Below are 14,413 nucleotides of genomic sequence, written 5' to 3'. Positions count from 1 at the left end.
CAACTTGCGCTTTTTGGCTATTAATCCTTAGGGTAACTTAATTAATGCTATTAAGGTCGTGCAAACTTAATAGTATTATGGCAATTAAAAATTGATGTATGTTAAGAAATACTACTTAAGCTATAACTCTTTCCTTATTCTGCTGAGGCTTTCTGTGGTTATGCCTAAATAAGAAGCAATGTGGTAATTCTTTAAATAAGTTTCAATTTTAGGATAGGTAGCCATAAAATCGAGATAACGTTCTTTAGCAGGTTTTGAGATGCCAGTTAAAATTCTCTTTTGAAATGCAGCAAAGGCACGTTCAAGTTTAATTCTGAAGAAGCAGTCTATTTTAGGTATTTCACTATATAAATACTCCTTGTCCTTTTTGTTAATTCTATAAATTATAGAATCAGTAATTGCTTCAACGGTTAATATGGCTTTGTCTTCGGAAAAGAAGGCGGTAAAATCGCTCATCCACCAATCTGCTATGCCAAATTGAATGGTATATTCTTTTCCCTGATTATCTAAATGAAAAGCTCGCAGGCATCCATCCAAAATGTAGTATTGTGCATCAACCGTATCGCCTGGATGAATAAGAATTTCCCCTTTTTTGATAATCTCTTTATGGAACACGGACTCAATGAGCTTTAATTCATCATTAGTAAAATCAAGCTCTTTAAAAATGGTTTTGATCTTAGAATTGTCTGATCGCACTGTTTTAAGGTTGGAAAGAATGAAATTAAAAAAATTAAGAACTAATTGAAAGGAAAATTCGACAGTTGTAACTAAAAAAAGGTTAAAAGTTAGTTTTATAAGAAAAAAACCACTTAGAATATTCTAAGTGGTTTTGCATTATAAGAGATTTTGAAACCCCTGACTATGACCAGACAGGGTAAAGTATGATAAATCAAGATTACTTAATCATCTCGTAACTGCGCTTGATAAAGTTTGTTAATTCTTCACCTTTCAATAGGCCTTGAGACAAACGTGCCAAGTCTAAACTTTGATTAATTAAGCGTTCTTGTTTTTTACGTGTTTTGGTGTTTAAAATTTCATTCACCAAATCGTGATTGGTATTTACTACCAAATTATACATTTCTGGCATATTGCCCATACCAAACATGCCACCACCTGTCTGTTGCATTTCCTTCATTCTGCGCATGAACTCTGGTTGCGTAATCATAAACGGAGACGCATTGCTATCCATAGCTTCTAGTTGCACCATGAATTTTTCTGATGGCACTACTTCTTTTAAAAGCTCGTCTAATTTTGTTTTTTCCTCATCAGACAACTTAGAAATTGCAGTGTCCTCTTTTTTAATGAGATTGTCAATATGATCGGCATCCACACGTGCAAAAGAGATGTTTTCTTTTGAGGTTTCCAGTTTTTGCATTAGGTGGCTAACGATAGGAGAATCTAACAACAATACTTCATAGCCTTTGTCTTTTGCAGCTTGAATGTAGCTGTGTTGCTCGTCTTTATTAGATGCATAAAGAATCACCATCTTGTCATCCTTATCGGTTTGCTTAGCCTTTATAGCATTGGTCAATTCTTCAAAGGTGTAATATTTACCGTCAACCGTTGGGTATAAGGCAAACGCGTCTGCTTTTTCAAAGAATTTCTCTTCGGAAAGCATTCCGTATTCAATAACAATTTTAATGTCGTCCCATTTCTTTTCGAAATCTTCACGGTTGTTGTTGAAAAGCGATTTTAATTTGTCTGCTACCTTGCGTGTAATATAGGAGGATATTTTCTTAACAGCTCCATCGGCTTGTAAGTAACTACGTGATACGTTTAACGGAATGTCTGGTGAGTCGATAACACCTCTTAGCATGGTTAAGAACTCTGGTACAATTCCTTCAACATTATCCGTAACAAAGACCTGATTTTGGTACAATTGAATCTTGTCTTTTTGAATGTTAAGATCATTGGTCATCTTAGGGAAATACAATATTCCGGTAAGATTAAATGGGTAATCTACGTTAAGATGAATGTGGAAAAGTGGCTCTTCAAACTGCATAGGATACAGTTCTCTATAGAAACTCTTATAATCTTTATCCTCTAAATCTGCAGGTTGTTTGGTCCAAGCAGGGTTAGGATTATTTATAATATCGTCTACTGTAATTTTTTTATGTGGTTCAGTAGTTTCTTTACCATCTTTATCCTTTGTGGTTTTAGGTGTAAAGTCAGGATCATTGATTTCCTTCGTTCCAAATTTTATTGGAATAGGCATGAACTTGTTGTACTTAGTCAAAAGCTCACGAATTCTTCCATCTTCCAAAAACTCTTCCTCGCCTTCAGAAATGTGCAAAATAATTTCTGTTCCTCTATCTTTTTTGTCGGCTTCTTCTAGGGTGAATTCTGGTGAACCATCACAAGTCCAATGCACAGCAGGGGCATCTGTATGTGACTTTGTAATGATCTCTACCTTATCGGCAACCATAAAGGCTGAGTAGAACCCTAAACCAAAGTGACCGATAATGCCTGCATCTTTAGCCGAATCTTCATATTTGTTTAAAAACTCTTCGGCACCTGAGAATGCTACTTCGTTAATGTACTTTTCTACTTCCTCGGCTGTCATACCAATGCCTTGGTCTATGATATGAAGTTTTTTTCCTTCCTTATCAATTTTAACCTCAATTTTTGGTGCACCATAGTCTACTTTAGACTCGCCAATGGTAGTCAAATGCTTTAGTTTTAAAGTGGCATCCGTAGCGTTACTGATTAACTCACGTAAAAAGATTTCGTGATCAGAGTACAAGAACTTTTTAATTAACGGAAAGATATTCTCTACCGATACATTAATACTTCCTTTTGTCATTTTTCTATGTTGTTTTGTCATTCCTGTGAAAGTAGGAATCTTGTTAATTATTTATTTATATTCAAAGTCCTATGTTTCAAATAAAATACCAATTGGGTATTTGTGACAAGATGACATAATTTTAAGTATTATGCACGCATAACGAATACATGTTAGTTTGACCTGAAAATGGATTAAATTTGTATTTCTAATCTATGATATAAGCATGTACAATTCGAGAATAACAGGTTTAGGAAAATACGTTCCAGAGAACGTGGTGACCAATAATGATTTAAAACAGTGGATGGATACCAGTGATGAATGGATACAGGAGCGCACTGGTATTAAAGAACGTCGTTGGATCGACCCAAAGACAAGTGATGATACTACATCGATAATGGGAGCAAAGGCTGCCAAAATTGCGATTGAAAGGGCAGGACTAACCAAAGACGATATCGATTTTATTGTTTTTGCAACCCTGAGCCCTGATATGTATTTTCCTGGTGGAGGGGTGCGTGTACAAGAACTTTTAGAAATGGATACTATTGGTGCCTTGGATGTACGCAATCAATGTTCTGGTTTTATTTATGGCTTATCCGTCGCAGATCAATTTATAAAAACTGGGATGTACAAGAATGTGTTGGTAATTGGTAGCGAAAACCATTCAGGTGGTTTGGAGCGCTCAACTCGTGGTCGTGGTGTTACGGTTATTTTTGGCGATGGGGCAGGTGCTGCTGTTTTAAGTAGAGAAGAAGATAATACTAAAGGTATTTTATCAACCCATTTGCATTCCGAAGGTAAGTATGCCAAAGAATTGGCTTTAGAAGGCCCAAGTACAGGACGTTGGGTAGATGCTATCATGGAAGAAAACGATCCGGATGATGTGTCTTATTATCCTTATATGAATGGACAGTTTGTATTTAAACATGCTGTTGTACGTTTTAGTGAAGCAATCATTGAAGGATTAACCACAAACAAGCTCAAAAAAGAGGACATAGATATGTTGATACCACACCAGGCCAATTTGAGAATCTCACAGTTTATACAGAAGAAGTTTGGCTTAAGTGACGACCAGGTCTATAATAACATTATGCGCTATGGAAACACCACAGCAGCATCTATACCCATTGCGTTGACAGAAGCCTGGGAAGAGGGTAAAATAAAAGAGGGTGATACCGTGGTGTTAGCCGCTTTTGGAAGTGGTTTTACTTGGGGGAGTGCAATTATAAAATGGTAAAAAAATCCTGCGAAAGCAGGTTTTTTTTTGAATTAATTTTAACAAAAAGAGAATTTTAGCTGTTCTTATCCTTATAATCAGCTCGTATAATAATTATATTTAACCACATATAACCAGTTAGCTCTAATTTTGAAAATCTATCTTTTATTATTTATCCTACTCTCAGGCAATCTTTACAGTCAATCAAAAATTGTTGAGTTTAATAAAGTAGATAGTCTAACTATTGTATCCTTAATCTCCACTTATTCGATTTCTAAAAGTAAGGCAAAGGGAATCAAAGATTCGCTAGTAATAAAAAAATCACTTTTGAGTGATTATCATTATTCTCATTACACAAGAGAAGATTACACCTACTTCAGCAAGTCAAAAAAATGGAAAAAAAAAGAAAAGTAACCCAAAGTTAAAATCAGAACTAAATCCTGAATTGATTTACCAACTGATTAGTCATTTAGACTCATTTCCTAATAACAATTATGAAATAGACAGTCTTAGATTTAAAGAATTAGTTAATAAAAAGAGAATTTTAGAAATAGCAAAATTTCATGATATTGACTGGTATTTCAAAAAAAGATTTAATTCTATTGAAGATATTGAATCATTATATAAATCTATACAGTCAATAAAGTCTTTCAATAAATTTATTCGAAAAGTGTTTACCAATAACTATAGTTATAACCCGCCTGATTACTCGAACTACATTCAACTTACAATATTTGAGAAAAATAACATTAGAGTGATTAATGGTTATTATCCTAACCCTGTCAGACAACCTTGGTTATTGGAACAAAAAAAAATGTTAAGGAACCAACGCCAATTTTAAACTTGGAAATAAACAAAACACTTTTTGAAATACTGCCATTAGATTTTCTAAATCGAAATTTTATAAGTGAATCAGCATTAATAGAAAAATATATAATCTGGAATTTAAGGCAGCAAAAACTATACTAAAAAAGCCCAGAAAACCTTAAGGTATCTGGGCTTTTTAGCTATTAACCAACTTTAACTAACACTATATTATAAAATCAAAAATCTTACAATAAAGATTACTTAAAACTTATCTCAACTACATAGACGTAAAAAGTTCTATTTTATTTCAAACATTAACGTTTTTAACGCACATTTAACAAAAACCCTGATCAGCAATTTGCTGTCAGGGTTTTTTCATTTAATAGTTAAACAATAACACTAACCATCAACTATTTATGCCAACTATTAAATATGATATACTATATTATATAGACGTTTTATAATGTCTAATGTGACAGTCAACTCTGTTAATTTTTATATAAAGCTGCCTCCGTCAGATTTTACATCATTATCTCTACGTTTTCTAGATTTGGCTCTATACTTACCTCCGCCAAAGCGATACGATAGTCCAGCAAAAATGGTACGGCTTTCCCAGTTAAAATCTCCATACTGAGGAAAAGGTCTGTCTCCTTCAAACTTAAACTGCATCGTATTAAAAATGTCGTTAAAATTGAGACTAAAGGTCGCTCTGTTATCTTCTAGGAAATTATAGCGCATCCCAACATTAACAAAAGCAAACACATCTTGCGTAAACTGTACTCCTTTATTTTTACCGCGATAAAGACCAAATAAAGAAAAGGATAAGTCCTCATTTACTTTAAAATTATTGAAGACTCTAAAATTCCATGTAACGTTATCCACTTTAACCTCTTCTCTGATGATATCGTTGATGGTTGCCACATCCGTTGGGACGTCTAAACGCTCTGTGATACTTCTTTGGGTTTGTCCGAATAAATCAAAACTACCGTTGACGTTCCACCATTTAAAAAACCTATAGCTACCATTCACCTCGATACCATAGGCTGAAGTGTTATCAAAATTATCAAACGTTAAAATGATACGATTTAAATCTGCAGGATCTATAAAAACCGCTCGGTTAATTTCATCATTTATAATTCGGTAAAAAACACCTCCTGTAATGCTGCCCTTTTCTAAATTTCGGGTATAGTTAAGTTCGAAGGAATTGGTGAACTGTGGAAGCAGTTCCTGATTTCCAAACGACGAGATTAAAGGGGTATTCCATTCTGGCAAAGGATTAACCTGTCCAATTCCTGGTCGGTCAATACGTCTGCTGTAACTAAACTGAAATGTGTTTTTTTCGGATGCGTTATAGGTCACAAAAGCAGATGGGTAAAATTCGGTATAGTCGTTTTCGAAAGGAATAAATAGATTGCTATTATCACTTAAGTTGGTTTGTAAAGCTTCAGATTCAACATTAACGGTTTCAGCTCGCAAACCGAGTTGCACCGACCATTTTTCGAAAGACTTATTGTAATTTGCGTAGGCAGAATAGATGTTCCTAGCATAATCAAAATTGATATCAGCAGGAAATGGGTTGCCATTTTGGTCTCTTAACCTCGCATCCGAAAAATAGTTTATTTCATTATCAAATAAACGTGCTTGTAAGCCAAGTTCTAGTTTTGATTTTTCGGATAATGGATTTACATAGTCTAAATTAATAGTTGTACGTGTGCGGTCTATCAGATTATCTTCAATAAAGTCTGTTTGCAATACAAAGTTATTATCGCTAAAAGACTCTCCTTCAAAAATATTGTGGTCAACCTCGAGTTCTATGTTATGCCCTTCTTTGTCAAAATCTAACTTATAGTTAAAGTTGTATTGTTGCGAATTGTTTTCATTTTCGTTGAAATTGTTCTGAAACTCATTGTTTGACGCATCAACAAAACGAATGGCAGTCGTTCCAAAAGTGTCACCATCAAAAATGTTTTGATTGGTGAAGAGTGAAATCGTATTTTTTTCATTGATGTAATAATCAAATCCTACTTTATACAAATGCGATGTCCCACGACTTAAAAAATTGAATAATTGAATGGAACCATCGTTAGTACGGTTAATGTTTCCGTAGTTTTCATTTCTATTGATGTTGTTCCCGTAGTTACCAAAAAAGTTAAGCTTTCCATTACGGTAGTTCATGTCTATAGAACTATTGAATTTTGGTGTTTCTTGATAAGCTAAACCAAGCGTAAGGTTTCCGTTAAAGCCCACATTTACATTTTTATGCAGTATTATATTTATAATACCACTTAGGCCATCTGGGTTGTATTTGGCGGACGGATTGGTAATCAATTCAATTTGTTTGATAGAAGTTGAAGGAATCTGACGTAATAACTGCGCTGGTGAAATATTGGTAAGTTTACCATCTACCATGACCTGAACATTTTGGTTACCACGAAGGCTTATATCACCCGTTTGCTGATCTACATTTACGGACGGTAAATTGGTCATGATATCACTCGCTGTAGGTCCAGAAGTAGTCAAGTCCTTACCAATAGTAATTACTTTTCGATCTACTTTTTGCTGAATGGTTGAGGTTTCGGCAACGACAGTAACCTCATCTAGACTGGCTGAGTCTTCTTCTAAAAGAATGTCTCCTAAGTTTATTTTGAAACTGCTTTTTCCAACAGTTTCCTGTTTTAAGATGGTTTTATAGCCAATAAAGGTGATTTCTACTTTAATTGAACCTTCAGGAACTTTTTCGATAGTAAAATTTCCTTCACTGTCAGTAATGCCGCCGGTAATTACCTTTTCTGAGGCATCTTTAATGACAATATTTACATAAGGTAAGGGTTCGTTAAGTGCTTTATCTAGAACGCGTCCCGAGATTGATCCGTTTCTAATATCTGTGTTGGAATTAGGTTGTGCACTCAAAATGGCTGATGAAACCATAATGAGCAATAATAAGAACTGCTTCATTTTTTGATTGAATTATTGATTGATTGAAAGTTTGTTTACATATAGACGACTATTTTTACAACTTGTTACTGTAACATGTATTCTTAACACCTTTTTAACATATGAGTAAAACAACTTTGGTTCTAGGAGCCTCATTAAAAACAAACCGTTATTCTAATATTGCTATCAATAGATTGCTACAAGCCAATCAAAGGGTTTTAGCTTTTGGTTTAAAGGAAGGTGAAGTCAATGGTGTTAAAATAGATACTGAACTGCTTCCTTATAAAGATGTAGATACCGTAACATTATATTTAAGTCCAAAACACCAAAAAACATATTACGATTACATTCTAAGTTTAAATCCTAAACGAGTTATTTTTAATCCAGGTACGGAGAATACGGAATTTTATAAAATTTTAAGAGAAAATAACATTCAGTTTGAAGCAGCTTGTACACTAGTGTTGCTTGCTACAGACCAATATTAGCTCTTATTTTAGAAAAGAGAGATTGTTATTTACTAAGTACCCTAGTTTAATTCCTTGCTCTAAGCCAACATCAATGGCTGCTCTATAATGAATACTACCATAAAGTCTGCTGGTTGCGGCTTCTTTCGCTGCCAGCCTAAAGGATTTAAAACTCCGCATTGGCAGTCCGTAGGGAAGCTCGGTGGTGTCATCAAATACAAAATTATCACTAAAAATTTCTGTCAGTACCTCGGATGAAGCTCCTGAAACTACAGAATGACCACTCGTATATTCTGGGAAAGGTGGCGTTTGTAGAATCGGTGTCCACTCGGTATCAATATACTTATTAATCAGTGTTTCTGGTCTTATAAGATTGCTACGGTATTTTTCATCCCAACAACTAATAAAGGCATCAGCAATGGCAATGGATGTTTTGGTGTAGGCATAAACCGTTTTTTCAAAATCAGCATTAGTTTGTTGACAAGCAATTTTGCATATACCGATCCAATGCGCTCCTGGTGTAATTTTCTTTTCGGCAAACATGAAATGCCCTTTGTTTACTGAGACGAAAGGATTGCAATCCCAAAATCTTGCAATTTCAATTTCTTCACAATCGTCTCCTTTTTTTCGGATTGCATTGGTGATGTTGTAAACTTCCATTAATTCTTTATAAAACTCAGAGTCTTCTTGTAACGAAAATTTAGGGTGAGGCACAGGTTTAAATTGGGAAGCGGAATCGAGTACAAAAGGTCTTAGTTTATTCCAATGTGGTTCAATGCCCTTCATATAGGCAGGTGGAGTAGGTTCCCACTGCGATGGATCGTCAGTGTAGATATTATAGTCTGGCATGGTGCGTGTTTCGGCATACTGGTCATCCTGCATCCAATTAATAATCTGTTCAGATATTGCCAAGCCATAACCTTTGGCATTGTTATATTCAGCAAGATTATTTGTCTCCCATATCGCATACAAACTATCTCTGTAGGATGTGATTTTTTCTTTTGAAAAAACCAGTTCTTTGGCCACGTTTAGGTATGCTATAAGCGCCGCTAACCTTAAGTTTTTATTAATATTGACTTTTTCTGGTGTTATATCTTTTAACCCGTTGAGTTGATTGGCTAAAGACTTATAAGATTTACTGTTTTGATTTAAAGTTTCATAGGCTGCAATGTTAGGATAGACATATATTCTGCTCGCCACAGGAGGTGAGAAAATATCATGTACCATAACTTCTGTGACCTTATCCACCATTTGGTGGTAATCTTCTGAAGAAATATCTATAGGCTTAGTTTCTTCTTGACAAGACCATGAGAAGGTTAGTAAACCAAAAATAATTATGTACGCTTTTATCTTCATGAATTAATTTAATACGAATATATTTTCAAGGTATCATTGTTGGTAACGATTAAGACCAAGTTTTTATTTTTCATTTTAAGGGTCTCTATTTGTTTTACCTGACGATTAAACGGATCCATACCTAATTCTGATACATTATTAAAGTTAAACAGATCTTTTACTAAAAGTCCTTTTAATGCCGTGTATGAGCCATGATAGGTATTAACTTTATAAGAATTACCACCTACCAATAGATGTTGTTGCCCATTGATATCAATTTTGGAAAAGGTATTAATTGGAGCAAGTTGAAAGGCATCAGGTAAAGCGATAAACTGTTTGAAATTACCATTATCATTCCTTAGGTACCCAGAGGCTAAAATATCCGCTTTGTATTGTGTTGAATTTTCTAAATAGTCATTACCAACGATATCAATTAGGGTTTTGCCAGCATAACTTTTATGGTCTGTGAAAACCTTGTTTACAACATTCATCTGGGCAGCGAGTTCATCTTTAGAATTAAGTGGATAGTATTTTCCTTCGTTGTTGTAAGTTAAAAGTGTTTCAAATGTTCCATTATTATCAAAGTCATTATGATACATCATTAGCGGTCCATCAAAATTGAGACTGAATTTTGTATTCGTGCCCCAATTACCTAGCAAAATATCTTTATCACCATCACTATCAATGTCGTAAGTTGTAATCGTTTGCCATAAACCATTGATGTTTTCGGGTACATCCATTTGTTTAAGGCTTCCATTGTTATTAAAGTAAATTAAAGGGGCATTCCAGTCTGTAGCAATTATTAAATCCTTTAAGTTATCTCCATTAACATCTTGCCATTCAGCATGGGTGACTTTTGCAGTAATCTTAAAATTAGGATCCTTTGAAAAATTACCAAGTCCATCGTTAATGAGCATGTAAGATGAGACTGGTTGGCCAAAGTCCTTAACATCGGCTAGATTTCCAACAAAAAGATCTACATCGCCATCTCCATCAAAGTCATTTGCCGTAATAGTTGATGTGACTAGGCTGTTTTTAGGAATACTGTTTTCAGATCTCGTATACGTGCCATTGGAGTTGATGTATAAACGATCAACTTGTAATTCTTCGTTTTTGGATTCATGCACACCCGAAGCGACATACAAATCTAAATCACCATCGTTATCAGCATCAAAGAACGTAGCGTCATTATCTTCAAATGGTGAGTCCTCTTTGAAAACCTTTTGGATTGATGGTGTAAAGTCTTTACCAGAATTAAGATATAAAACAGCAGGTTTTCCCGAAGCATTTCCAATAAAAATATCATCATAGCCATTACCATCCACATCCCCTTTTGCTACTGCTGGGTCATGCATAGAGATTTTGTAAGGAATCAGTTTTTCCTCAGCAAAATCATTAAAGCGGTCTTCTTTGTGTACATAATCAATTAAAAATGCTTTCTCGAAAAGTTTTGTTGGTGTAGGTCTATTTTCATAATCATAAAACGTATTGGTTGGTGTATATACAACCTCAAGTGTTTTGTTAATGTCAATATTTTTTAAGGTAATAACTTCGTTATTAGGCCATATCACCTGTATCGAGTCTATAGATTTTACAGAGTCCAATCCAAAATGAAGTCTACTTTCTAGAGATGATAAAAATCCTCTTGATTTAAAAACTTGTTTTAATTGCGATTTTCCATTGGTAAAAACTATGGCTTTTGATCCGATACCTTCTAGGTTAGCATTTCTATATTCAAGGTCTATTGTAATATAATTCGCGGAATTATCAGTGTTATTTTTATAGATGCCGGCGATTTCTCCAAAGTTATTTGTGACTAGATCTAAATCTCCATCCAAGTCTAAATCAACATAAATAGCACCATTAGAAAGATTAGGCTGATTTTCTATCCATTCGCCAGTGAGGTTTTCAAATGTTTTAGAATTACCTTCGTAGATTTGGTTAGGAACTTTTCCGCTGCCCATTTCATTTACTGAATTGTATAGCCATTCTAAACCCTCTGCCTCAGAACGACCTTTAAAGGCACTAGAGATGTATTTCTTAAAATCTAAACCGTTAGGCCGTCTAAGAATGCCGTTTGAAATAAATAAATCCTGATGCCCATCATTATTGAAATCTGCAAATAATGGAGACCAACTCCAGTCTGTATCAGCAACGCCATTCATAAAAGCTGTTTCAGTAAAATAATGCCCAGAGGTGTTTATCTGAAGCATATTGCGCGAGTATTGATCTTTATAACCGAGTTTGTTCAAACGTGTTTGAAGATTAAACATAGAATCGTCACCTTCCGTTTCCTTAATGGTTTGCTCATCAAAAGGCAGCATATCTAAGGTCATCAAATCTTGGAATCCATCACCATTGATGTCTGCGGCATCACTACCCATTGAAAAACGACTAATGGTTGTAAAACTGCCTTCTAATTGTTCGGTAAAGGTTCCATCTTGGTTATTGATATAATAATAATCGTCCTCGTGGAAATCGTTACAAATATAGAGGTCATCCCAACCGTCATTATTAAAATCTGCTATAGCGGCACTAAGACCATAACCGTTAGCGCCTCCGTATATATTAGCTTGTTGGCTGACATCATTAAATATTCCGTTGTCATTTCTTAAAAGGACATCTCCTACCAATGGTTCTCGCTTGTTGCGCATATCTGCCCTGCCATGAGATAAGGTGGTATGCACAGCATGGTTAACCAAATAAAGGTCAAGATCGTCATCTTTATCATAGTCAAAGAAATAGGCTTGTGTAGAGTGGCCTTTAAAATCTAATCCGTAGTCTTTAGCTTTTTCTGTGAAGGTGCCATCTCCATTATTAATGTAAAGTTCGTTATGACCTTCAAAATCCAATAACTCTGACACTGCACAAATATAGATGTCCAAATAGCCATCGCTATTGATGTCTACCATAGTTACACCCGTTTGCCAGCTTGCTTTTCCAGCAACATTGGCCTTTTTGGTGATGTCTTCAAAATTAAGGTTTCCCTTGTTGAGATAGAGCTTATTCTCGCCACTATTTGCAACAAAATAAAGGTCTGGAAGTCCGTCATTATTAATATCGCCAGCAGCAACGCCTCCACCATTATAATAATAGATGTAAGTTATGATATTATGCTGAGGATCCTCACTTACTAAATTCACAAAATCTATACCTGTATCTTCTTTTGTTAATTGCGATAGAAGATACGAAGGGTTACTATTGTCATTAGCTTGTTCTTTGCTACAATTTAATACCAATAACAGAGCCAAAAGGGCTGTGTAAATGCTTTTCATTAAGGGTTACGGTTAGTCAATGTAACAAAAATAAGAATTATTTAACAAAACGTTAACAAACTCGAAGAGGGAAAATTATCTACCTGTTAAATAATGAAGTAAAGCTTTATGTTTTTGTTTTTATGCACCATAAACCGAAGAATGTAATCAATCCATTGAGAGGAAGAATCTCCCAGTTAAACACATAAGTCCCAATAACCTCTTGCGGTAGTGATGAGATGATAAAGGTTAAGCTTATAGACAATAGAGCAACGACCCATACAAACTTGTCTTTAACTTTGTACTTTGTCAATATTCCAAAAGTGAAAAGGCCAAGCAATGGCCCATAAGTAAAGGTTGCAAATTTAAATAGGTTGCTCACGACATTGCCTTCCAGCATATTGAAGATGATGACAACTAAAACTAATAAAATGGAAACACCGATATGCACTTTTTTTCTAAGTGGTTTTTGCTCAGCTTCAGGTCTTTTTTCAATATTTAAAAAGTCTACACTAAACGATGTAGTCAGTGAGGTTAATGCACTATCTGCACTGGAGTACGCTGCTGCAATCAACCCGATTAAAAACGTAATGGATAATCCGATTCCTAAATTTTGATTCATGGCTATTTCAGGAAATAACAAATCTGTTCTTGTCCGTCCATCTAATTCTGGAATAGAAAGATTAAATTTTTCCGCATAGATAAAAAGTAAGGCGCCTAATGATAGAAAAATAAAGTTTACGACAACAAGCAAAGATGCCATAGATAGCATATTTTTTTTGGCATCCCTTGGATTTTTACAAGTTAGGTTTTTTTGCATCATGTCTTGATCCAAACCTGTCATGGCAATGGCAATAAAGATACCTCCAATAAAATATTTCCAGAAGTATACTTTAGCCATTGGGTCGTCAAAGAAGAATATTTTACCCTTTTGTTTAAAACTTTCAGAGTTCAAAAAATCTAAATAAGACCAATTTAGTTCTTCATTAATTAAAACGATGGCAACAACTACAGAAACTAGCATGGCAAGTGTTTGTAAAGTATCCGTCCAAACGATGGTTTTAATACCACCTCTATTGGTATATAGCCAAATGAGTAAAATGGAAATTACAACGGTTAACCAAAAAGGAATTCCAATAGTTTCAAAAACTATATACTGCATTGCTAACGCTACAAGGAACAGTCTAAATGATGCACCAGTAACCCTTGAAAGCAAAAAGAAAAAAGCACCAGTTTTATAGCTGATAAATCCAAATCTTTGTTCTAAATATTGGTATATGGATGTTACATTAAGTCTGTAATACAGTGGAATAAGGACAGTAAGTATAAAAATATAACCCACAAAAAAACCGAAAACACCCTGCATGTAAGCAAATTGTTCACCACCAACCATTCCTGGTACTGAAATGAAGGTAACTCCAGATAGTGATGCACCAATCATCCCAAAGGCAACAACATACCAGGGAGATTGTCGCTTAGCTTTAAAAAACACATCATTACTGTCATCCTTTCCCGTTAAAAGCGAAATTAAAACTAAGATTGCAAAATAACCTGCAATCAAAATTAAAATGGATGTAGAGCTCATAGAAGAATTTCTTAACTAAAAATTTTATGAAAAATA

Annotated in this window: 9 protein-coding genes; 3 read left to right on the top strand and 6 right to left on the bottom strand. The window is 34.7% G+C overall.

The window, feature by feature from the left end:
• Nucleotides 1-120: 120 nt before the first annotated feature.
• Together ACFQ1K_RS07560 and htpG are read right to left on the bottom strand one after the other, a co-directional pair.
• A complete protein-coding gene (locus tag ACFQ1K_RS07560) occupies nt 121-696 on the bottom strand; it encodes a Crp/Fnr family transcriptional regulator (protein ID WP_320555611.1) in 576 nt (191 codons plus the stop codon).
• Nucleotides 697-895: 199 nt separating this feature from the next.
• Entirely contained in the window at nt 896-2,803 is a 1,908-nt protein-coding gene (htpG, locus tag ACFQ1K_RS07555; protein WP_320555642.1) for a molecular chaperone HtpG, read from the bottom strand.
• A 205-nt stretch (nt 2,804-3,008) separates the two neighbouring features.
• Between htpG and ACFQ1K_RS07550 the strand changes: the two genes are divergently transcribed.
• Nucleotides 3,009-4,019, top strand: coding sequence for a 3-oxoacyl-ACP synthase III family protein (locus ACFQ1K_RS07550; RefSeq protein WP_320555610.1), 1,011 nt, complete (start codon nt 3,009-3,011; stop codon nt 4,017-4,019).
• Between the two features lie 310 nt (nt 4,020-4,329).
• Complete coding sequence (locus tag ACFQ1K_RS07545; RefSeq protein ID WP_320555609.1) at nt 4,330-4,839, top strand: hypothetical protein; 510 nt, start codon at nt 4,330-4,332, stop codon at nt 4,837-4,839.
• A 461-nt stretch (nt 4,840-5,300) separates the two neighbouring features.
• On the opposite strand, the gene ACFQ1K_RS07540 is transcribed toward ACFQ1K_RS07545, so the two are convergent.
• The gene (locus ACFQ1K_RS07540; RefSeq protein ID WP_320555608.1) at nt 5,301-7,760 is read right to left on the bottom strand and encodes a TonB-dependent receptor domain-containing protein; all 2,460 of its coding nucleotides are present in this window, start codon (nt 7,758-7,760) and stop codon (nt 5,301-5,303) included.
• Nucleotides 7,761-7,861: 101 nt separating this feature from the next.
• On the opposite strand from ACFQ1K_RS07540, the gene ACFQ1K_RS07535 reads away from it, so the two are divergent.
• Nucleotides 7,862-8,224: a CoA-binding protein gene (locus tag ACFQ1K_RS07535; protein WP_320555607.1), complete on the top strand. Its 363-nt coding sequence runs from the start codon at nt 7,862-7,864 to the stop codon at nt 8,222-8,224.
• 3 nt (nt 8,225-8,227) lie between these two features.
• Here the strand turns inward: ACFQ1K_RS07535 and ACFQ1K_RS07530 are convergent, their stop codons facing one another.
• From ACFQ1K_RS07530 to ACFQ1K_RS07520, 3 genes are all read right to left on the bottom strand, one after another.
• A complete protein-coding gene (locus ACFQ1K_RS07530; RefSeq protein WP_320555606.1) occupies nt 8,228-9,559 on the bottom strand; it encodes a vanadium-dependent haloperoxidase in 1,332 nt (443 codons plus the stop codon).
• Between the two features lie 8 nt (nt 9,560-9,567).
• Nucleotides 9,568-12,813: a VCBS repeat-containing protein gene (locus ACFQ1K_RS07525; RefSeq protein ID WP_320555605.1), complete on the bottom strand. Its 3,246-nt coding sequence runs from the start codon at nt 12,811-12,813 to the stop codon at nt 9,568-9,570.
• A gap of 106 nt (nt 12,814-12,919) precedes the next feature.
• A complete protein-coding gene (locus ACFQ1K_RS07520) occupies nt 12,920-14,377 on the bottom strand; it encodes a sodium:solute symporter (protein WP_320555604.1) in 1,458 nt (485 codons plus the stop codon).
• Between the last annotated feature and the right edge of the window lie 36 nt (nt 14,378-14,413).

This window comes from Winogradskyella aquimaris, assembly GCF_042676105.1.
GTDB classification, from domain to species: domain Bacteria; phylum Bacteroidota; class Bacteroidia; order Flavobacteriales; family Flavobacteriaceae; genus Winogradskyella; species Winogradskyella aquimaris.
This window is presented reverse-complemented; position numbering and strand designations above follow the sequence as displayed.